This is a genomic window from Paenibacillus sp. FSL R10-2796 (assembly GCF_037965315.1).
Lineage (GTDB): Bacteria > Bacillota > Bacilli > Paenibacillales > Paenibacillaceae > Paenibacillus_AQ > Paenibacillus_AQ odorifer.
In genome coordinates this window covers 967,177-990,537 of record NZ_CP150178.1, presented here as the reverse complement: position 1 = coordinate 990,537, position 23,361 = coordinate 967,177, and the positions used below count along the sequence as shown (strand labels likewise).

Annotated in this window: 14 protein-coding genes and 1 riboswitch; of the genes, 2 read left to right on the top strand and 12 right to left on the bottom strand. The window is 42.8% G+C overall.

What is annotated here, in order from left to right; genetic code table 11:
• Nucleotides 1–71: 71 nt before the first annotated feature.
• Nucleotides 72–5,681 (bottom strand): S-layer homology domain-containing protein, encoded by a 5,610-nt coding sequence (locus NST58_RS04450; protein ID WP_339246466.1) that lies wholly within the window; start codon nucleotides 5,679–5,681, stop codon nucleotides 72–74.
• Nucleotides 5,682–5,843: 162 nt separating this feature from the next.
• Nucleotides 5,844–6,045, bottom strand: a riboswitch (cobalamin riboswitch).
• 341 nt (nucleotides 6,046–6,386) lie between these two features.
• On the opposite strand from NST58_RS04450, the gene NST58_RS04445 reads away from it, so the two are divergent.
• Nucleotides 6,387–8,108, top strand: coding sequence for a cellulase family glycosylhydrolase (locus NST58_RS04445; RefSeq protein WP_339246463.1), 1,722 nt, complete (start codon nucleotides 6,387–6,389; stop codon nucleotides 8,106–8,108).
• 69 nt (nucleotides 8,109–8,177) lie between these two features.
• Here NST58_RS04445 and NST58_RS04440 read toward each other — a convergent pair whose 3' ends face one another.
• The 8 genes from NST58_RS04440 to NST58_RS04405 all read right to left on the bottom strand — a co-directional run bounded on the left by NST58_RS04440 (nucleotide 8,178) and on the right by NST58_RS04405 (nucleotide 16,875).
• Nucleotides 8,178–8,471, bottom strand: coding sequence for a transposase (locus tag NST58_RS04440; RefSeq protein ID WP_076128620.1), 294 nt, complete (start codon nucleotides 8,469–8,471; stop codon nucleotides 8,178–8,180).
• Nucleotides 8,472–8,492: 21 nt separating this feature from the next.
• Nucleotides 8,493–9,074 carry a hypothetical protein gene (locus tag NST58_RS04435; protein ID WP_076128618.1) on the bottom strand — a complete coding sequence of 194 codons (582 nt, stop codon included), beginning with the start codon at nucleotides 9,072–9,074 and terminating at the stop codon, nucleotides 8,493–8,495.
• A 192-nt stretch (nucleotides 9,075–9,266) separates the two neighbouring features.
• Nucleotides 9,267–10,217, bottom strand: a complete 951-nt coding sequence (arcC, locus tag NST58_RS04430; protein WP_076128616.1) for a carbamate kinase — start codon at nucleotides 10,215–10,217, stop codon at nucleotides 9,267–9,269.
• Between the two features lie 36 nt (nucleotides 10,218–10,253).
• Nucleotides 10,254–11,519 carry a tetratricopeptide repeat protein gene (locus tag NST58_RS04425; protein WP_339246459.1) on the bottom strand — a complete coding sequence of 422 codons (1,266 nt, stop codon included), beginning with the start codon at nucleotides 11,517–11,519 and terminating at the stop codon, nucleotides 10,254–10,256.
• A gap of 34 nt (nucleotides 11,520–11,553) precedes the next feature.
• Entirely contained in the window at nucleotides 11,554–13,095 is a 1,542-nt protein-coding gene (locus NST58_RS04420; protein WP_036684876.1) for a hypothetical protein, read from the bottom strand.
• A gap of 89 nt (nucleotides 13,096–13,184) precedes the next feature.
• On the bottom strand, nucleotides 13,185–14,615 hold the full coding sequence (locus tag NST58_RS04415) for a DUF1116 domain-containing protein (RefSeq protein ID WP_076098692.1): 1,431 nt from the start codon (nucleotides 14,613–14,615) through the stop codon (nucleotides 13,185–13,187).
• A gap of 1 nt (nucleotide 14,616) precedes the next feature.
• Nucleotides 14,617–16,161: an acyl-CoA synthetase FdrA gene (fdrA, locus tag NST58_RS04410; protein WP_339171412.1), complete on the bottom strand. Its 1,545-nt coding sequence runs from the start codon at nucleotides 16,159–16,161 to the stop codon at nucleotides 14,617–14,619.
• 3 nt (nucleotides 16,162–16,164) lie between these two features.
• Nucleotides 16,165–16,875 (bottom strand): DUF2877 domain-containing protein, encoded by a 711-nt coding sequence (locus tag NST58_RS04405; RefSeq protein WP_339246456.1) that lies wholly within the window; start codon nucleotides 16,873–16,875, stop codon nucleotides 16,165–16,167.
• Nucleotides 16,876–17,416: 541 nt separating this feature from the next.
• Between NST58_RS04405 and NST58_RS04400 the strand changes: the two genes are divergently transcribed.
• Nucleotides 17,417–19,114 carry a PucR family transcriptional regulator gene (locus NST58_RS04400; protein ID WP_076305179.1) on the top strand — a complete coding sequence of 566 codons (1,698 nt, stop codon included), beginning with the start codon at nucleotides 17,417–17,419 and terminating at the stop codon, nucleotides 19,112–19,114.
• 57 nt (nucleotides 19,115–19,171) lie between these two features.
• Here the strand turns inward: NST58_RS04400 and NST58_RS04395 are convergent, their stop codons facing one another.
• From NST58_RS04395 to NST58_RS04385, 3 genes are all read right to left on the bottom strand, one after another.
• A complete protein-coding gene (locus NST58_RS04395; RefSeq protein ID WP_038574107.1) occupies nucleotides 19,172–19,828 on the bottom strand; it encodes a SprT family zinc-dependent metalloprotease in 657 nt (218 codons plus the stop codon).
• A gap of 80 nt (nucleotides 19,829–19,908) precedes the next feature.
• Nucleotides 19,909–21,282: a hypothetical protein gene (locus tag NST58_RS04390; RefSeq protein ID WP_339246454.1), complete on the bottom strand. Its 1,374-nt coding sequence runs from the start codon at nucleotides 21,280–21,282 to the stop codon at nucleotides 19,909–19,911.
• A gap of 165 nt (nucleotides 21,283–21,447) precedes the next feature.
• Nucleotides 21,448–23,355: a flagellin gene (locus NST58_RS04385; protein WP_076220375.1), complete on the bottom strand. Its 1,908-nt coding sequence runs from the start codon at nucleotides 23,353–23,355 to the stop codon at nucleotides 21,448–21,450.
• Between the last annotated feature and the right edge of the window lie 6 nt (nucleotides 23,356–23,361).

The following is a 23,361-nucleotide window of genomic DNA, read 5'->3' as shown; positions in this document are numbered from 1 at the left end:
TTCTCTAGTCCCACCTTAAATAATAAGCAAGGGTATACACGCTACCCTTGCTTATCTCTCTAAATAAAATTCTATTTGACGTCTGTCATATCATAAAGACGTGTCTGGCCATTAACGAGCCGATCATAGGAAACCAGTGCATACATCGCCTGATCCGTAGCCATAAGATCTACTTCTCCTGGTTGCGCGCCTCCATTGCCTACTCCACCCTGCTTCACGTGATAAAAGCCACCTTCAGGTGCAGCAAAACTAAGCAATGCGTCTACTGCGGAATGTCCATTTTTGATAAATCTGGAATCCTTATGCGGGTCAATACCAAGGCCAGTTAAAGCTACAATCACCTGAGCGATGCTTTCGGAATTTGTAGATTCCCAGCTTGCAAAACCACCGTCTGCAGTCTGTGTTTTGGATAACCAAGCAATCCCCCGGTCCACAGCAGCTGTTACTTTGGCGTTGGTTTTGTAATAAGGCGTTAAGCCTTGAATGACCATCCCCGTGATATCTGGATCAGCCGCTGTAGCATTACTGCCTAGTGCCCATCCACCGCCGCTGATCTCTCTGCCCAAAATATAATCAATGAGCAGCTCTCTAGTCGTCTGCGTCTTTACACCCTTAACCACTGGAATGTCGTAATGATTACTGTCCAGTGCAATGAGAGCAAACACAGGTCCATTAATACCTTGCTTAATTACAGTATCAAAATCCGCGAGCGGTTCCAGTAGGTTATAACCCGCCACTTTATCAATATTTTTGTTGATTGAAGTTAATGCCAAAATAACTCTATCATATTCCGTATATTTTACGCTATGCAGCTTCCCAGCTTTTTCTTTAAGAGTTGCTTCTACATTCGCGTAGTACTTAGTGTAATAACTATCTGGAACCTTCACGCCTGAACGTGCCAGCCCGAACACTGTCCAGTCCCCGCCAACCGAGGAGATAACCGGGTTTGTTACTGTTTTTTGCAAAAAGGCAGCTGTGTTCTGAATATAAGAACTAACTGCTTTATTCTGAATAGTCGGACTAACCACTTTGTTCCCACTCTTATAATCATGGGTTCTGGTAGCTACAACGGCCGCCATTTCTCTAGTTACAAGCTCTTTAGGTTTAAATTGATTATCATCACCTAACATCAAACCAGTCGCAACAACGGTCTCTACATCTGCTTTGGCCCATGCCGATACTGTGTTGATATCTTTAATCGCTGTTCCTGGCTTCGTCGCCGGGATGGCCAATGCTCTGACGATAATTGCTGCCATCTGCTCACGAGTAATCTTGTCATTTGGCTTAAATTCATTATTAAAGCCTGTGATTAGACCTGCCTTATGCGCAGCATTCACATATGGATAGAACCAATCGCCTAGAGCGACATCCTTATAGGTAATGCCTTTATCACTCTTAATATCAAGTTCTAATGCAGAAACGAGAATCTTAGTGAACTCCGCTCTTGTGATATAAGCTTTCGGATTCACCTGGCCATTATTACCTTGGATATATCCTTTTACTGTAGCTGTTTCAATCGCTGAATAGGCCCAGGAAGAGATCTTATCAGCATCTGTATACAGTTGTTTAATATCATTCGTGTTCTGGGTAGGATCCTTAGGAGTCACTGTTGGAGATGGACTCACATTTGGATCAACGCCGGCTTCCGGATTAGCTCCCCCACCAGGAGCAGGAGTAGCACCAGGCTTAGGCGTTGGGGTTGGGCTTGTAGTTGGTATCGGTGCATTTAGATCCACACCCAAATTCGTAGTATAACGCCACTGAATTCTGTCCCCGGAACTTAGGTCATATGAAGATGCTCCATAATTAGGATATTTCCCATTCACATTATACATCCATCCACTGCCGCTGCCATGGTCAAATTCCCCATCACCAGCTATGGATTCAACATATACACTTCCAAAGTCACTGTTCCAGGAATCTCTATAGTCGATACCGCGGCTATCCAGCACTCTTTTTAGTACAGACCACACTGTGTCACCAGATTGTAGCTCTACCTGTACAGATGGAACAACATATCCCTTATTAATCGTAAGCTTATCCACGGACAGGATTACATATGGTTTCGATGGAGTGGTTCCGCCACCATTGTTGCCACCATTGTTGCCGCCATTTCCTTCACCATTTCCGCTACCATTACCGTTACCACCGTCGCCGCCAGGTGTTTGTACTGCACTGGAAGCATACGCAATGTAGTCAGTGAAGTGATTGGTTTTTACAATTAAGTCATTTCCACTATCATAGGCATACTCAGACTTACCGCTTGCAAAACCTAAGTCATCACTTGCAAATTTTTGAATGGCATGAGGGGTGCCATTTTGAATATAAGCAGCTTCTTTTCCTTTAAGGTCCTTAAAGGTTAACGTAATAAATTGACTAAATTCTACTCTTGCACTACCACCCATGGAAAATGCTTGAAGAATGTTATCAAGCTTCTTGTCCCCAGGAATAATCTGATTCACACTATCTTTTAGTGCAGATTCTGCACCGGTTAAAGCTGAAATCAGTTCAATCGTTGAGGCATCCCCACTCGTAACTTTTGCACCCTTAGGAATGACTACAGATACGTTACCTTTTATGGCCTCTATCTGAGGAAGGTCGCTGTTACTTGGTAAATTGACACTAACCTTTGATTGATTTTCTTCTGAAATAGCTACTGTGATTTCTTTGTTGCTATCTCCAGCGCTGATCGGAACGATATAATCATTAGCGTCATTTGGGATTTCAACTTTCGGGTTCTCCCCAGAAGGTAACGGAAGTTCTTTCGGACCCTCTGGTTGCCCAGGCCCCGGTTCTTCTGGTTGTTCCAGTTGCACATCATTCATATCAAAGAGACGGTTGCTATGATTGATCAGACGATCATAGGACACAAGAGCATACGTACCTTGGTCCGTCGCCATATTGTCCACTTTGCCTGTGAGGATATGCTTAAATCCACCCTCAGGTGCAGCAAAGCTAAGTAATGCATCAATAAGCGAATTTCCACTTTTAACAAATCTAGCGTCAGTGTGCGGATCTACGCCTACACCAGTTAAGGCTACAATTACCTGCGAGATACTCTCGCTGCTAGTGCTTCCCCAGCTTGTAAATCCGCCTTGATTGTTTTGGTTATCGGACAGCCATTGGATGGCCCGATCCACGGCAGCTTTTACATCATCACGGGTTGCATAATAAGGTGCAAGAGCTTGCATCGCCATCGCAGTCATATCGACATCGGCTTTGGTTACGCCTAATTCCCAGCCACCAGCTTCTGCTGTACCTTTTTTAACCTCTTTATCTAAAATGTACTGAACTAGTTTTTCTCTTGTGGTCTGTTCTGTAACTCCATCAACTACAGGGATCTCATAGTTATGGCTATCTAACGCAATCAGAGCAAAAATCGGACCATTATTGCCTTGCTTTTGGATATATTGATAATCAGCCAGTGCTTTTCTCAGATCATATCCCGCAACATTTGTGATATCTTTTCCGATAGAGGTAAGTCCTAGAATCGCTCTGGAATTCTCTGTGCTTTTATTGGCGTCGAGTTTTCCATCCTCTTTAATGGTTGATGCTATTTTCGTAGCTACATTGTTGTAATAAAGATCGTAATAACCGTTAGGTACTGTATAGTTCGCCCGTGCCAGAGAAAGGATCGACCATTCTCCGCTGCCTGTTCCAAACGTTGGATTCTTTACAGTATTTAAAATATAAGCAAGGCTTTTATTTAATTGTTGTTTGGCTACAACAGTAGTAGGTTGTTCTAATTGTACATCATTCATATCAAAGAGACGGTTGCTATGATTGATCAGACGATCATAGGACACAAGAGCATACGTACCTTGGTCCGTTGCCATATTGTCTACTTTGCCTGTGAGGATATGCTTAAATCCACCCTCAGGTGCAGCAAAGCTAAGTAATGCATCAATAAGCGAATTTCCACTTTTAACAAATCTAGCGTCAGTGTGCGGATCTACACCTACACCAGTTAAGGCTACAATTACCTGCGAGATACTCTCGCTGCTAGTGCTTCCCCAGCTTGTAAATCCGCCTTGATTGTTTTGGTTATCGGACAGCCATTGGATGGCCCGATCCACGGCGGCTTTTACATCATCACGGGATGCATAATAAGGTGCAAGAGCTTGCATCGCCATCGCAGTCATATCGACATCGGCTTTGGTTACGCCTAATGCCCAGCCACCAGCTTCTGCTGTACCTTTTTTAACCTCTTTATCTAAAATATACTGAACTAGTTTTTCTCTTGTGGTCTGTTCTGTAACTCCATCAACTACAGGAATCTCATAGTTATGGCTATCTAACGCAATCAGAGCAAAAATCGGACCATTATTGCCTTGCTTTTGGATATATTGATAATCAGCCAGTGCTTTTCTCAGATCATATCCCGCAACATTTGTGATATCTTTTCCGATAGAGGTAAGTCCTAGAATCGCTCTGGAATTCTCTGTGCTTTTATTGGCGTCGAGTTTTCCATCCTCTTTAATGGTTGATGCTATTTTCGTAGCTACATTGTTGTAATAAAGATCGTAATAACCGTTAGGTACTGTATAGTTCGCCCGTGCCAGAGAAAGGATCGACCATTCTCCGCTGCCTGTTCCAAACGTTGGATTCTTTACAGTATTTAAAATATAAGCAAGGTTTTTATCTAACTGTTGTTTGACGGCAACTGTAGTTTCCAGTTTGTAAGTAACCTGATAAGTTACATTTGTTTTGTTTCCAGCTCCGTCAAGAGCCGTTACAGTAATTACATTACTGCCTGAATTCAGAGTAGCTTTGTACTCCCCATTTGCAGGTGATAAAGTAACTCCATTCAGCTTCACTTCTGGAGTAATGTCACTATATACATTGTCTGTGACAGCTACTTTGAAGCTTATTTCTTTATTGGATACTTCCTGTTTATCTTGTATGCCACTTACTGTAATAACAGGGGGTTCTATGTCTAATGCATTATTAAGACCGACAAGCGCATGATCTACACTTATTTGAGAGCTTGCCATGTTTTCGAGCACGGAATAGGCTTCATAAACTGCCGATTGCACTACTGGTCTGTCCAAAATAGTTTCTTTATTAGGGGCACTGTTAATCTCGGCGATTTCCGCAGTTAAAGCATCCTTATTGGCAAGTTGAACTGGGATTTCCCCCCAGCCGCCAAGATCAGAACCATAGCCATAAGTGGTGAACTGAGTTCGAATGATGTCACCGTCTTGAGGCTTATAATCGGTCATCCCAAACGGAGGAAACACATTATTTACTGCATACATCCAACCCGACATGGAGGTGTAGTCAAACTGACTTAACCACTCGGGGTCTGCTTTAGTGCCGACTGTATTCCCATCGGCTGAAATCATATCTAAAATATATTGTGGAATATTGACTTCGCTTCTGCCACTATCTTTAACTTCTGATAAATAAAAACCACTATCTATATTTCCTAAATATCTATAATTCCCATCACCTAGCGCACGTGTTATTAAAGATGCGCCATTATCGCCTTCATAAATCGGAACTTTAATAGGTTCCTTAATATACCCTTGGCCTAAGGTGAATTTCTCTACGGATACAGATACATACCCTTTAAGGGTAGAGCTTGCTCCATCTGCTTGAGCCGGGATTACACTTGTAGAGAATGTCGTAATAAATACAGCTACAATAAGTAACCACGCTAAAAACTTATTTTTCTTCATTTTTCCATAACCCTTCCCTTCATACCTATGATAAAAAACAGAATAAACTTTCTCATAACCACAAAAAAACCACTCAACATAAACGTCAAGAGGTTAAGATAGTGAACCACAGTAATAGCTGGCAAACACTATTCAAGCACCTCTCTATCGATCGTAGAGTTTGATGGTGTAACAGAAAAAGGCAGATATTCTGGCTCAAGTATCATCACCCTTGCTGCCTTCCCAGTTTCCCAGTGGCATTTTGCAAGGACTCCTCTTTCACAGCGGCGGGACCGCGCGGGATTCACACCCGCTTTCCATTTAACCAATCTATGATTGTACTTCCGCAACATTCATAGTTGGCACCTATTTCTAATTTTAAATTTTCATGCTTCATCATATCTAATATATATGCTTTTGTCATGTTATATTTCTTTTTTGTATAACGGGCAGCTAGAGATAATCCTATTGAATAACCAATTTCTACGAGTAGGGTTATTCAAATAATTTCTTTATCCAACTGTGGGGTAAATTAATTTAAATCACTAATTCTTATATGAATTTACCACAAATTAGTAAGGTACTCGCTAAGTGTATTCTATGTTAGGGTATATTAAGAAAGCGTTTACAAAATAAAACTGGAGGTGTTTGTGTTCATCTAACCACCGAGTACAGCGTCAAAACCAGGTCCAAGCATCCTAAATTTATCTCACAAAGGAGAATTCAATGACTACGCGAATCCAGAAATCCTTCTTATCATTGACACTTGTCACCGCTCTTCTGCTCTCTCTGTTCTCATCCATGGCCGCAGCTGCAACTAAGGACGAGCAACAAGCTAAGGCAGCGCCAAAGAGTAAGATCCAATCCTATGTAGACGAAATGCAGCCCGGATGGAACCTTGGCAATACTTTAGATGCTACAGGTGAGGATGAAACCTCCTGGGGCAATCCACGTGTGACCCAAGATCTTATTAAAAAGATCGCCGCTCAAGGCTATAAAAGCATTCGGATTCCTGTGACCTGGGATACTCACATGGGTGCGGCACCAGACTATACCCTAGAAAAGGCCTACCTCGACCGTGTGGAAGAAGTTGTCGGCTGGGCACTGGACGCCAAGCTTTATGTCATGATTAATGTCCATCATGATTCCTGGCTATGGGTAAGCCATATGGAAGAAAAACACGATGAAACGCTGGCACGTTATAATGCAGCCTGGACTCAAATTGCCGATCGCTTCAAGGACAAATCCGATAAGCTGATGTTCGAGAGCATAAATGAACCTCGGTTCACCGATGGTGGAAGCACAGACGAAGCAAAAATGGAGCAAATGCTTACTGAACTTAATAACTCTTTCTATCAAATCGTGCGGAAATCCGGTGGGAAAAACGACCTCCGCCCACTTGTATTACCTTCATTAGAGTCTTCACCTACGCAAACAAGAATGGATCATCTCTATAAGACGATTACGGCTCTGAACGATCCAAATATTATTGCGACCGTTCACTTCTATGGCTTCTGGCCGTTTAGTGTGAACATTGCCGGCTACACCACATTTGAAAAAGATACAAAAAATGATATCACTCAAACTTTTGATAACGTTTACAATACATTTGTAGCTAAAGGCATCCCTGTCATCGTCGGCGAATTTGGTTTATTAGGTTTCGATAAAGACACGGGTGTGATTGAACAGGGCGAGAAGCTTAAATTCTTCGAGTATCTGACTTATTATTTGAAAGAAAAGAAAATGACTTCCATGCTCTGGGATAACGGGCAGCATTTCAACCGTAAAACTTATAAGTGGTCTGATCCTGAACTCCACAATGTATTAATGTCTGGTCTGAAGGAGCGTTCCTCCAGCACCGAAAGCGATTTGGTCTACCTAAAAAAAGGTGCACAAATCAAAGATACCAAGGTTAAGCTAAACCTGAACGGCAATAAGCTAACCACCATTAGTGCCAACGGAAAGTATCTGACCAAAGGTAAAGATTACACCTTAAATGGTGAGGAGCTTACCCTCAAAGCCAGCCAACTCAAAAAGCTCACAGCTTCCCAAAAATACGGTGAAAATGCCGTGCTGACTCTGAAATTCAACAAGGGTGTTGCGTGGAGACTTAAGGTCATTGTGTATGACACAGCTAAATTAAGCGATGCAAAAGGCACGACTGAATCCTTTGCCATTCCGACCACCTTTAATGGTAACCAGCTTGCCACAATGGAAGCTGTATATACCGCTGGTGGCAATGCAGGTCCGCAGGACTGGACTCCATTTAAGGAATTCGGCAATACCTTCTCACCTTCTTATAACACTAAAGAAATCAAGCTGCTTCCCGCGTTCTTTAAAGATGTTAAAGACGGCGAGGTAATCCTGAAGTTCCACTTCTGGAATGGTGATATCATCACCTACAAGATCACGAAGAGCGGAACAAACGTTGTAGGAAAGTCCTCTTAACCCCCCGTCCTGTTAACAACACAAATAGGGGTGTCCTTCGCAGGAACATCCCTATTTGTATTGCACCGATCACATATAAACCTCATCATACGAAATTATCATCAATCGATAAATTAAATATACGCCAAGATAGGCTCCGGTAATAAGAAACATTGGATTCAAAAATATCGCATGGATCGAGGTCATAAACACAGCGCGATCTCTTAATATCTCGTAAATCGCCAAGGCGGAAATATTTCCAAAGATAATCGCACTTAAGACCGAAACAACATTAAAAACCATACGCCACTTTATCGATTTCCCCTGTAACATCAGCATAACAATGGGAACAAGAATACTACCAAGTACGATTAGAAATTTCATCCAGCTCACCTCGGTAAATTTTTAATCGTCCAATTCCACACTTTCGATTTGTCCATCTGCATTTACCGTCCACTCGATTTCAACGCCATTATTCAATCCGAGCTTGTCTTCATCTTCAATGACTATATGATCAGGAATCGTTAAGGTTTGCTCTTTACCGCCCTCCACTTGAACGGTAACCTGTTTACCCTTAACCGCAGTGATCCTTCCGTCATATTCAATCTGCTGCAAAACAATCTTTTGATTCGGATCTGTAATGGTGACCCGCTTGCCTCCGTCAGTTAGCAGCTCAACCTTTTTATGATAGTTATCTTTTAACGAAACCTCCTTGATAACTCTCTGAACGCTAACCCCCTCTGGAAGTTTCCCAGTATTTGAGCCGGGTGACGCAGATGTTAGAGGTTGTTCTGTTGCGTTATTCGTAGGTACAGGTGTAGTAGCTTCTGCAGAAGGTGCTGCGGTTTCTACTTGAGCTGTTGGAGTAGGCACTTGAGTCTCATCCGCTGCTTTAGTGCATCCACTTAGCAATACCGTACATGCACAAATACAACAAAGAATTGTAGCCCTGGTAAAACGTTGTGTTGTTCCTTTATTCGATATCATCTTTTACCCCCGCATTTTAATGTATTTTTTTCTCTATAGTGGACATAGTTTTACCTCTTATCTTCCTTTTATTCACCAGAATATGGCCATCTGAAAGCAACAGTTAAATAACAATTCATGAATATGTCAAAAAACCGCCCTGATTTAGATCAGTGGCGGTCTCCATGAAATGATGAGATAAATTAGATCCTATTAATTTACAATATGTGTGCCAGCCTGTTGGCTCATCGCAGCTTTCATATTTTCCGGATTGGTAATGATAACTCTGCGTCCCTCTTTTTTCAAAAAGCCAAGACTTGCTTCAATTTTAGGCTGCATACTGCCAGCAGGAAAATGACCCTGCTCCGCATATACCAACATTTCTGCCGCTGTAACTTCTTCAAGAGCCTTCTGCTCAGGCGTACCGAAATTCACACATACCTGAGGAACTCCTGTTGTAATGATAAGAGATTCTGCATCGATCTGTTCGGCCAGCAGACTTGTAGCAAAGTCTTTGTCAATGACTGCATCGATACCTTCGTAGGTATTATTTTCGGTTTTGATCACAGGAATCCCGCCTCCGCCAACAGCGATTACCACATAACCCGTCTCAATGAGTGATTTAATGACGTCTTTTTCAACGATATCAATCGGCTTAGGCGATGGAACAACACGGCGGTAACCTCGTCCTGAATCCTCAATGATGACCCAATCTGGCTTGGCACGCTTCATCTCCTCTGCTTGCTCAAGCGTGAAGAAGGAGCCCACTGGTTTCGAGGGAGACTGAAAATTCGGATCATTTTTGCTAACCTCGACCTGAGTAATGACTGTGGCAACCTTTTTGTCTAATCTGCGATGAATGAATTCATTTGTTAAGGCCTGCTGAATTAAATAGCCTATGCCCCCTTGCGTGCCCGCCACGCAATTGACCAGCGGAGTAACATCCATTCCAGTGACTTCCGAAGCCACCTCGCTTCGTCTCAGCTCGAATCCAACCTGTGGACCGTTGCCGTGAGTAACCACCACATCGTTGCCTGCTTGCACCAGATCAGCGATATTCACAGCAATTTCACGTACTGCCTCAGACTGATCCTCTATAGAATCGCGGCCATTGTCTTTCACCAATGAATTACCGCCAATGGCTACAACTATAAATTTACTCATTCCATTCCTCCTGACGGATCAGTTGATCCTCATTTATTAGCGTTTAAGGGCCAGCTGAAATTGTTCCTTCGCGGAGTGAAAATCCGGATTGGCAGGATTATAGCTGATAGCAATATCTATTTCTTGAATGGCCATTTCATGATCACCAAGTAAACCAAGTGACTGTGCCTTATGATGATGATATAAAGGATTGCTCGGATCGTTAGCAATTGCGTTCTCAATCGCCTCAACTGCCTCTTGATGCCGGCCAAGTGATCTCAAGCTGTTCGCCTTATGAAACGAGAAATCATACCGTTCAGGCTGCTGTTCCAGAAGCTGATCCATAACTTTAACCGCTTCCTCATGCCTGCCCAACTCTCTTAAATAATTGGATTTATGATAGCGGAAGAAGCTTTCGCCAGGATCGCGTTCTATCGCTTTGTCATACTCTGCTAACGCTTGCTCGGATCGCTTCATCATTCGGTAGGCATTTGCGGTATAGAAATAGAAATCAAGGTCATCCGGTTCGATAGTAAGTGCCTGTTGATAGGCTGCCAAAGCTTCCTCATATCTCCCGAGTTCCCCTAAGAAGTATCCTTTATAGTAATAGAAGTCTGAATTATTACTGTCCTCTTGCATTGCATGTTCCATAACCAAACTTGCTTTCAGGAAATCCTCTGCCCGAGCTAGCTCTTGAGCGCTTTGAATACTTGGATGAATCGTTAGCTTTTCTTTATTGAGAATACGGATGACCCTCTCCTGTCCCAGCTCTTCTGCATGCTGCAACGATGATTTGCCGTCACGATCCGGCAATTGAACATCCGCTCCAGCATCCACCAACAACTGAATAATATCAGAGTATAAACGGCCACCATTCCCGAGAATTACTGCCTCCAACAAGGCAGACCATCCCAGATTGTTCATATGGTTAACTGCAACGCCTGCTTCCAAGCATTTCTGAACAGTTCTTAGATACCCCTTCTCGCTGGAAGGAAGCAGTGTAGTTCCCCCAAAACGATTTACACTGGTTGTATCCGCACCTGCGGCAAGAGTTAAAGACAGAATCTCATGGAATCCATTGGCACCGGCACACAGGTAGGGTGATAACATAGTGATATCTCTTGCATTCACGTCACTGCCTGCTTCAATCAGCTTTTGAGCGAGAGGAATATGATTTTTTTGCGTTGCCGCCATCAGCGCAGTACGACCACTGGCATCCTTATGATGAACATCGACACCACGAGCTAAAAGCTGTTCTACGGCAGCTAAATCCCCGCGATCCGCTGCTTGAATTAAATCTTCTGACAGAGTTTGATTAGTCATGGCTTTAGCTCTCCTATTTCTTTTTATCAATTATTTATTCGGATTGCAGCTTGTTCGCTGGGTCACGAAGGTCTGAAAAATGCTTATAAACAAATAATCCTGCAACCATCAAATAGGCGTATACGAACGGCATAAGTGAAGCTTGAGCAAATCCAACAGTCGGCGCGTGAATGATCCCAAATAAAGATAGGCCAGACGCGATTACAGCAAAGACAGCAGCCCGCAGTGGTTTATTCAGGATAGAGAAAATAGTGATGGAGCCCCAAATCAAGCTGCTAAGCGGTGCACCATTTCCTAAATGCATCAGGCCGTTGTAATAAACCCCTTTACTTAATAAGAGATCAATCCCCACCTTAGAAGCCGAAGTTTCAGCCGCATTAAAAATGTTGTTCGCAAGCGTTAAAGCCCAGTTAGCAATCCATGGGAACAAGGTGATAAAGATAACGGGAACTTCATTTTTAGGTGTCTCTCGAACCACCTGATTCGCCGTAACGACCCCGACATAGACCAGAATCGGAACAATCGCCACAACAGGTATGATAGACAACAGCAGTGCCCCTATACCAAAGAGACAAATAATTAACATGGAGAAACCAGAAGCTATGGTATAACCAAGTCCAGCCCCAATAGATTTCCAGCCTGCATGACCAATGTACACAGTTACCGGGAACGGATTACCTGTAAAAGCACCAATACTTGAAGCAACCCCGTTCGTTAGCATGACGTTACGAGTGTTATAAGGATCTCCCGCAGCATGTGCGCTCTCAATATTTTCAAGGTCAAAAATATAATTCGCCAGTCCCAATGGAATTGCAGAAGCCAGGTATGGCAAGGCATGCGGAATCCCTTGAATTAAGCTGGTAATATGCACCTCAGGTGGATTAAACCCCAGTGTTGAAAGAGCCGTTGTGATCGCTTCTGGATTCTGCAAGCCGAATATCCAAGCCAGCGCGGTTCCTGCAATCAGCAGCAGGAATCCTGTAGGAATTTTTTTGAATATCGGCGATTTGCCAAACCAGTTAATAAAGATGATCACAAGTACAACAAAAGCAACCACTGGTGTTTCGAAGGATTGCAGCATCGGGTTCATGGCCAGCAATAACAATCCAAGTCCAGATAAACAAGATAAAAGTACGGTTCTTGGAATAACCTTACGCAGCACATCTCCCAGAAATGAGCCGACAATAAGGATCAAAGCTTCGAACAGGCACCATACGAGACCAATTTGCAGCGCAAATGATGCATCATTGGTTTCTCTAAATACGGGAATTAACACTAGAAAAGTTACCGTAAAAATCGATGGAGCACTAGGTCCTGAAGGTAATGCGGTTATATCCGTTCGGCCTGTTTTTTTGGCTAGCTGATATCCAAACCAGCCATAAGCAATACTTGCGATAAAAATCGCGAGTCCAAACGCAGGAACGACTCTGCCGTAAACCATACCTTCCGGAAACCCTACTACAAAAATTAACAATGAAATCATCGTAAGCAGATTGGTTAAATTGTTAGCAAGCAGCCCGAAAAACGCGGCCCAATCTCCCTTTTTCCAGAACATCTTCATAAATACTTGATCCATAATAAATCTCCCCCTAGATCGTTAGCGCTTACATACCAATGGCTTATGAAGCCCTCAGGCCCTTGAATAGGCCTGAAGGGCGGGTGGTTCTATGAATGCATGCTCTGGCTAAAAGCGAGAATGGCTTGCTCGAAACACTCGATTGGAGGATGAGTGATTCCGGCTCCAATCATTCCGATGCCTGGATCCTTATGGGCAATAGCCGTGTTGATCACTGGCATAATGCTGGTTTGACCCACTTTACGAATATCGATTCCAGTAGGAATTCCGCGGAAGTTCAACAAAGGAATCGTCACATTTGGATTCTCCGTCGTAGTAATTTCCTTCATTTTCACAGAATAGTTCATGGCATCATCTACGGTTCCCCCAACTAATGCTACAATCGCCGGCGCGGTTGCCATGGCGAAGCCACCTATACCATACGTTTCGGTAATCGCACTGTCACCGATATCGAGACCCGAATCTTCCGGCTTATACCCTGCAAACATCGGTCCGACAACCTTTTGCGCAGGGCCGGTAAACCAGGTATTGCCTGGCATTCCACTGACACGAATACCGAATTCCACGCCATTGCGAGCCATCGTTGTTACGATGGTGCTATGCTCGATGCCATGGGCAGCATCAAGCGCACATTTACAAAGAGCCATCCAGGTTGGTCCGGAGAAATAATCACTCATTGCCACAAAATCGAACACTTCGATTTTCTGCTCATTAGTAAAATCCGTTCTCAGGATAAGCGGCGTTAATGCCTGAATCAAAAGAGTCGTTCCAGCGTTGTTGCGGTTATGGCATTCATCTCCCATATGGAGCGCCTGTGATAACATGAGCCGTAGATCAATGCCGTTCTCAGAGAACTTCATCGCCTCACGCAGCATCGGTCCAAGCACATCTCTCATCCAGATCAAACGGGCAACGACCGTTTCATCGTTTGCACCCATCCGCAAGATTTTCGACAGTTGCTCACTAAGGTTCGTATAAGCGATGTTGCCATACGTTTTATTCTCTACAATGTGCATGAACATAGAGGCTGAGGTTACCCCTGCCATGGAACCCACACAATTATGCTCGTGACAAGGGGAGAACGTAATCTCACCTGATGCCGCTAGTTCGGCAGCTTCATCCAGATCCTTCGCCAAGCCCTCAAAGACCAAAGCGCCGGTAACTGCACCTTTCATGGGACCACTCATCTTATCCCAGGTAATCGGAGGCCCTGCATGCAATATCGTAGTCTTAGTCATCCCTGGTACAACGTTGATCGCTTGATCAAAACCAACCAATACCGGTTGTGAATTCACGATTCGCTCTACAGCCAGCTTGTTGGCAGCCTCAATCTTTGCAGCAATCCCCTCTTGCTCTAACGCATCCAGTGCGGCAATTAATTCGGGCTTACCTCCACCAGGTGGCTTCCATTCCAGATGGGTTACGTTGCCTTTTTGCTTCAGGATATCATCCTTGAACATTTCTAGGCCGACATTGATTACGTGAAGTTCACTCTTAAATAACTCATTGATTCTGCTCATGTTATACTCCCTTCTCTACAAAACCTCTGGCAAGAAGTCCTGCATTCGTATTACTGCTTGCATAGGTAACGCCCGCGGATACCAGCTTATCAAGCTGTTCTTGGACGGAAGGTGTATCCAGATCGGTTCCAAGTACATAGCCGACAATCTCCAAATGTCTGCCTTCTTGTTCCGCTGCTTGCTTAGCCTCAATAATTGCAGGCACCATAACACCTACTGGATCCTCATGCGATCCATAGCCTAATACAAAATCCATAATGATCACGCCCACCGCCGGGTCCTTTGCTTCCTGCTTGAATCTGGCAATCCGTGAAGAAGGATCAATCATTGGATGTGGTTTGCCGTTGGTGAACCCATCATCCCCAAAGTCAATAAACGTATGCGCTTGGCTGATATGGATATCAGCCAGCTGATATTCCGGATCTTTTGGAATGTTGCTATAGACATCGTCGTATTTCTCCATCGCTAGATACATTGCTTCATCACATAAAGTACCGCCGCAGAATAACCCACGAATATACTTCTGTTCTGGCTTCAGCTTGACCTTAATCTCCTCAATCAGCGGAAGGTTTAGCGGATGCTTGTCAATTTGACTCTCATCAATGCCGGATAGAATTACCGCCTTTAGCGCGGCCTCTTTGGTTGTTTTGGCAAAATGTCCACCTGCTTCCAGAACAGCTTCCTCCGTTCCTCCGATAAAGCAGACCACGACAGGCTTATGCATATTTTTGATTTCATTCAGCACTTTTTGTTCCACACTTTTGGCGGGTGGCTTGGAAATCAACACAATGACCTTAGTGGCTTCGTCTTCGTTAAGCGCTTTCATCGCATCAAGCATCATTACTCCGCCGACACGTTCACTTAGGTCTCTGCCGCCTGTGCCAATCAACTGTGAGATGCCTCCGCCAAAATCGTGAATCCGCACGCTGATTTCCTGACTTCCTGTGCCGGATGCACCCACGATGCCGATATTGCCTTTACGAACCTTATTGGCAAAACATAAGGCCATATTTCCAATGATCGCGGTTCCGCAATCCGGCCCCATCATCAGCAATCCACGCTCATGTGCTATTTTTTTTAATTCAATTTCGTCTTCTACGCTTACGTTGTCACTGAACATCATGACATGTAGATTATTCTCCAGCGCTTTTCTTGCTTCTCTGGCTGCAAACGCTCCGTTGACTGAAATCACTGCAAGATTAGCTGCTGTCATATTCTTCACTGCCGACTCAATTGTTGGATATTTAAGCTCTGTACCGCCAACTGCACTATCTTTTTTAATAAACAGCTCTTCGATTGCTTCAAAGGCAACTTCAGCCAGCTCAGGGGATGCTGCTTTGATTACGATCATCAGGTCACTATTCTTAGCTTCCTCTAGCTCAGGGGTTATCAGCCCTACATTCGCTAATACCTCTTTATTCATTTGAGTAGCCATTGCGATAAAAGCTTGTTCGACACCCTCTATTTGATTCGCTTTGGTCGACAACGACATGAGCGAGACGGAATCAAAGTATGTGTTTCTTTTAATTACTATTTTAGTCGACATATCTTACCTCCAACGTTGTTCTAGATTAAGATTCAAACCGCTAATGATCCCCAAGGCAATATCTGTTCCGGAAGAAGAACCTATATCCAGCACTGCCGATAAGCCAAGAAGCATATTTTCCTTACTCTCATACATGAGCGAATGCAGCATCTGACCCATTGACTCTCTCACCTGACCCCAAGCCGCTTTTTTCAGAGCCATATAGCTTATTTCATTCGTTAATTCAGCTGCTTCGTTCACGACTTCCCTGCACCACGGCTGATATTTACTAATAGGACTCTGAGGCAGATGGATCGCAGCAAACAATCCAACTAAAAAATCATCTCCCGACGGAGTCAGCCCTGAGCCTAACCCCATTAGTCGAATTGCATAATGAGTAGCCTCTTCCATGCTGTCATTCGCCAAGGCATTCAGAAGACCTGAAGATTGCTCTTCCAGCAGCCGCATCGTTTCTCTCTCAAAGCTGCTAGAACCCGCAAACTGCTTTATACCGCCTGGTTTTCCATAGCTATTGATATAAGCCCTTGCCGCAGCCAAATTATCTCTTAGCGTCTTTACTTCTATTGGAAAAATAGATAAAGAGCTCTGCCAAACTGTCAGTTCCTTGATCGATATTGAAAGCTTAGTGCCAATATATAATTGATCATTCTCCGCAAAAACTTCATCTCCCACAACCAGTCCAAGATCCGAAAAACTACTAACCTCTGTGATCAAAGTATTAGGCGCATTATCTATCCTACTGCTCGCAATGGTATATAATTCATCAGTTGCCTTGCACCTTACATTTATCGTCCGCTCAAATATGCTGTGTACATTTCCGAAAAATCCTGATTCTCGAATCCGATGAAAGAACGCGCTATCACTGGATATCCCAGCTTTTAAATAAGAGGTACACTTGCTCTGAGAATGCTCCGTTTGATCGCCCCCTTGAGAAGGAAGTAGATAATGGTTTGGTCACTTACTGTCAGGTTATCCTATATAGAAAGCGTTCTCATAAAAAAACCGTAACGGTTGATGATGAATGATAGAAGATGTTACACTCAGTTCATAAAATTCCAAGAATGATGAAGATTGAGCTGCTTTCTGTGTGAAAAAGGATATTTTTGTGAAATATATCACAGTTTAACGGATAAACGTTACCTGACACCCTTATTGTAGTCCTCCGTACACTGGGGGTCATCATACAAGAACACTAAAAACAACAAGTAATCACTATGCACATTGCACAATGGGCGAAGATGAGAGGTGTGAATTGATGCTAACGATAAAAGATATCTTACAAATCAAATCCATCGAAGGCATAAAGATCGTTGCGGGGCATTCTGGCCTAAACAATCAAATCTCCGTAGTTAATATCATCGAGAATCCGGACGTATTTGACTGGCTGACCTCGAACGAGCTGCTTTTATCCACCGGATATATCTTCAAAGACAGCACGGAGCTGCAGAACAAATTCATTCATGAGCTGGTGGAGAATAACTGTGCAGGACTCTGCATCAAAATGAAGCGATATTTCGATGCTATCCCGCAGAATATGATCGAGCTTGCTGATAAGCATGGACTCCCGCTACTGGAGCTCCCTTTTGAATACACCTTGTCCAGAGTCATTGCGATCATTAACGAAAAGACCAACGCGGATTACGATGCTGTGAACCGACGCTCGCTCGACCTTCATAATGCGCTGTTCAAAATCGCACTCGAAGGAGGCGGTATTGAGCAAATATCGGCGGAATTGTCCGACACGATCCATAACCCTGTTCTTATATTAGATAGAGACTGGAACCTACTCTGCTATACAGATCATAAGGATAACCCATCTCCACTTCAGGAATTCCTGCCACTGGTGAAGAACAGGCCAGTTTTTCCACCAGAGTTCACGGTAGCTTTTCCAAAGTATATTACTGAAATCAAAAAATCCATCAAACGCACCTACTATTCTCAGGGACAGCCGTACAAGTGCTGCATTATGCCGGTTTCTGTATCCAGTAACGCTTACGCGTATATCGTCGTTCTGCAAACGGTACGCAAGCTGGTTGAATTTGACTACACCGCATTAGAGCATGTATCCACGATGCTTGCACTGGACCGGATCAAAGCCAAGGAAATCGAAGAGGTAAAGCATAAAATTAGGCAGGACTTCTTCGACGACTTATTAGCTGGCAATATTACTTCAACAGAAACACTGCATTCCCTATCTGCTATGCATGGGCTTAAAGTTAACTATGCGTATTACTGTACAGTTATCCATATTGAAGCTACACAGCTGGAAAACTACACGGACATGGTTTATAGAAAATACGAAATGGAGCATATGGTCAAAAAATGTGTCAATTTGATCTATGGCTTGTCCAGTAATGCAGGTGGAGAGCTAATCTGTTACTATCGCAATCAGCAAATCATCATCTTGATCGGAAAAAATGAAAATAAACCGCCAATTTCCGTAAGCGATACGAAAGCCTTTGCTCAAGAGGTGCTGCAGTTGCTGGCTCAGGAAATGACTAAAAATCATTTTCTCATCGGCATTGGCAGTCAGTATAAGACACTTGCTTCGCTCCATCGAAGCTTCTTCGAGGCCCAAGAAGCTATGCGGCTCATGCAGCGGTTTAATAAAGACAGCCGGAGCATTGCTCACTTCGAGGATTATTCTGTCTATCATTTTTTGGATTCCAATATTAAGCCTACGGAAATGGAGACATTCTTTAACAAAGTTCTGGGAGGCATCCATGAACATGACCAGACGATGAACACGAGATTCATGTCTACCTTGGAGTATTATTTTATGTACAATCAGAATGTAACCGAAGCCGCCAAAGCGATGTTTATTCACCGCAACACCTTTATTTACCGGATTGATAAAATCAAAGATTTGCTAAATATAGATCTGAAAAACTCAGATGAGTTATTCGAGATTCAACTGGCACTTAACCTCTATCGATTGCTGCAAAGGGGTTAAAATAACGAAGGGTATTCCCGGCAACCATTACTCTAGTTGCACTGGAATACCCTTTTTTCATAACGTCATAGCCCGTCCATATCTTGCTAAATATTCTTCCTTCTCCTTATAATCCGGCATTAGGCTTCCAACCCGTCGCCAAAAGGAGCGATCATGGTTCATATGCAGCAAATGACATAACTCATGGATGATCACATAATCGATAACCTCCACGGGAGCCATGGCCAGACGATAGTTAAAGGTTAGCTTTTTATCGGAGCTGCAGCTTCCCCATTTGGTCCTGGACTCTACAATCTCGATACTCTTAGGTTTTACTCTAAGCTGCGTCTGGTACCTAGTGATCCGCTCTCCTATAAGCTTCTTGCAGCTAGAGAAATAGAACTTTTTCAGCTTTAACTGAAGTTGTTCTTCACTTAGCTCCGCTGTCTCTATAAGCTCATGCAGAGAATAATATTTGCCTAGATACAGGAACTTTCCTTCATCTTCGTACGCTCTGATCATCTTTGGCGTTTCACGAGCCGCTTCGAGACTTTGCAGCTTCTCCACAATCATTTTTCCATTACGCTCAACCACACTTTTAATCGTCTCTTCAGATGTTTTCTTAGGTACCTTGAGTGTTATGCGCCCTGACGAATCTATATGAATGGAGATTTTTTTCCCGTTTCCATATTGAACATTAAACTCGATCACCTGATTGTCGTAATCAATCTTCATACCCACCATCGTTTCTATAAGATTATTCGCAATAAAAAAGAAGAACGCACCTAGGCGTTCTCCTATTTTAACACGATTCCTCAATACACCGGATATCCCGCTACAAACATTGCCAAGTACAGTATACTACCCACAACAGATATAACAGTGAGTGCAACATCCTTCGGCTTTTCATTAGTGAGCGCAACGGCAGCAAAAGCTAGCGGAAATGCAACAAGCAAATAACGCGGGGCTGACAGCAGCCAGGTAGCTCCCACTACGAAAGCAAAATACACGATAAAATAAGCAGTGTAGGATGGCCGTAGTTTTCTTGCTCCCATAAACATGATAATTAGTGCTGAGAATATAGCGATTAAATTAGGCAGCCACATGCCGAGAAAAGAACGGCTATCTCCACTTTTAAAGGTGCCCACCGCATATTCCATCTGATATCTTACGGTATCGAAAAAGAGATAGAACTTCTGTGACCAATGCTCCCTCTGGTAAATACTGAACTGAAAAGCATTTCCCGTAACATAGTAGTTGATGTAAAGATAAGCCAGTAAACCCATCGATATGATAGCAAGACAGCCAATGGCGGTGGTCAGTTTATGTATAAACGCTTTTTTATCTAGTAATTTATAATTCCCGATAAGTTCCCGTGCAAATTCAATCGCAACCGGTACAATCAACAGCACCCCTGGAGAACGCGTATACGCTGCAAGTGCACCGCATAAACATCCGATGAGCCATTCTTTTTTTCTCACAAAATATAAACACAACAGCGATAAGGCCAGAAATAGAGATTCGGTCATAGGAATAAAGAAAAAGAACGCAGCCGGAAATATAAAAATATACTTTACTAATCGCATAGCACTCTTTCGATGCATGTCTAGTGCGGCAAGCTCATAGGCGACCAAGGCAGCAACAAGCGAGCAAATATTAGAAACGATGAATCCAGCGACGAGATAATTCCCTACGAATACCTGAACTACTTTAATTAGATTTGGAAAAAAAGGAAAAAATACAATATGGTATTTCGGATCTCCCTCCGTCACATACCAATTCTCCGCGATGCCCAAATAATGTGAAGCGTCGATTCCTGATATATGCCAGGTCTCAGCTATTTTGTTAAACAAACCACCGGAATAGCCATTCTGTATGATCAAAAATATATAACCGATAATCATAAGCAAAATTCGACTAGCCACTACCCAGCCGATAATATATAGCCAAGCCTGCTTTCTGTCCCGTATTTTATTTTCCAGAGTTACTTCAGGTGCTGGATTTGTCAGAACAAAATCTGTCAAAACAGGTATAGTGCGGAGTCCCAATAATACAAAAAGTACGAAACAGGCCACGGAAGCAAGGGTACCCATCATAGACCAACTAGTGGTCGAGTTTACCCAGAAAATAGCCGTCACCATCATAATGAACATGAAGATGAAGGAAATGATTTTGTCGTGCTTTTTCATTTGAACCTCCAAAGATAAATTCTTACAATAATCTAGTTAAAAAAGGAAAATATTACGCATAGAAATATAATAGTCTCTGGAAATTTTTTTGTAAATCATTTCTTATATCATCATAGATTCTAAAAAAAGCCTATGCACTGAAATGCATAGACTGTATGTATAGCCCTATTTTAACAACTCTAACACGCCTTGAGGCTGTTGATTAGCTTGAGCCAACATCGCTTGCGATGCTTGAGATAAGACATTGTATTTGGTAAGCTTCATCATTTCCTTTGCCATATCCGCATCTCTTATTCGTGATTCAGCTGCTGTTAAGTTTACTTCGTAATTGGTTAGGTTATTATGGATATGTTCTAATGCATTTTGATACGCGCCGTACATTGAACGCCTGGATGAAACGGTATTTATAGCTTTGTCTATTTTCGAAATCGCTAATTCGGCACCTTGTCTAGTTGAAAGATCTATATCCGCAATTCCCAGAGCAGTAGTTCTAGCATCTGTTAATTTAACAGCGAAGTTATTCCCAGAGTTTGCTCCCACCTGAAGATTTACTGTTTTGTAATCATATGTGGTACCAGGGTTTGATCCGTAAGATACATTGAAATTGGTTATCCCAGTTGTAGTTGAAAAAGTGTAACTTCCGTCATCATTACTAATAATGTTATTTAGTCTATCCGTAGAGCCCCCACCATTTAGATTAACATTAGCCAATTCATTACCCTGTGGATCAAAGATGGAAAGACGATAATTATTATCTACTATTCCTCCAACGATGTAATTCCCATCTTTCATTTCTGTAATGCTAGTAAGTTGACTGGAGTTGGAAGTTTCATTTGAGATATTCTTCTCCCACAATACGTTTCCACTACTGTCTAGTTTATAGATTAATCCACTAGTTTTAGTAGAGTCGTTATAAGAACCAACAATTATGGCCCCTCCATCACTGGTTGCGATGGCCCGGTAACCTTCATCATCCCCAGCAGCACCGACTCGTGTGTCCCATAACGGATTTAAGTTACTATCATATTTCACAACCCAGCTTGACTTATCGGTATAAGAACCGTTTAGTTTGAGACTTGATGAACCAATAGCCAAATAACCGCCGTCAGCAGTTTCAATAATAGAATTAAATTCTTCGCTTCCATAGCCAACCGGATTGGATTGTGAAGAACCCACTATCGAGGTGGATTGTTGCACACCACTACTATTAAATTTAGCCATAAGGCCATCCCAATTTTGAATACCGGAACCCGTCCCTGCCACAATAAAGGAACCGTCACTAGTCTCAATTACTTCATTCCCCATAATGGAGTAGACACCAGATACCCCTGTACTCCACTGCTCATTCAAATTCGCATCCCATTTAATTATATTTATCCTTTGATCGGAAATTGCCCCTGCTGAGAAATCATTTCCTAATAAAATATAACCACCATCACTAGATTCCTTAATACTATACACATCCATATTAGGAATTGCTTGTGACCAAACCAGATTACCCATACTATCTAATTTGAAGGGATTATTACCGGGAATTCTTATTCCGACGTAACCTCCATCTGAAGTCTTAGATAAATCTCTGGCAGGTATGTTAGCGGTCCAGTTCGTACTTATATTGCCCTGTACTGGGGTAATATTCGTGTTTACTTCGAGGTCATTATTCAATAAATGAATTCCATTAAATTGAGTGTTATTAGCAATATCATTTATCCCAAGCTTTATCTGCTCAACTTCTTTTTGAATCAATGTTCGATCAAAATTTGTTAAGGTATCATTTGAAGCCTGTATTGCAAGCTCCCGTAGTCTTAGCAGATTAGGATCTTGTATAGTTCCAAGTCCACTCTCAGCAGTCTGAATTAGTGAAATACCATCCTGTGTATTCCTTGCTGCCTGAGACAATCCACGAATCTGTGCTCTCATTTTCTCAGAAATTGCTAATCCTGCAGCATCATCTGCCGCTATATTTATCCGAAGTCCAGAAGATAACCTCTCTAGTGAACTTGTAATAGATTTATTATTTTTATTTAATCTGTTCAAACTATTTAAAGACGTGATGTTGTGACCGATTCGCATTTAATC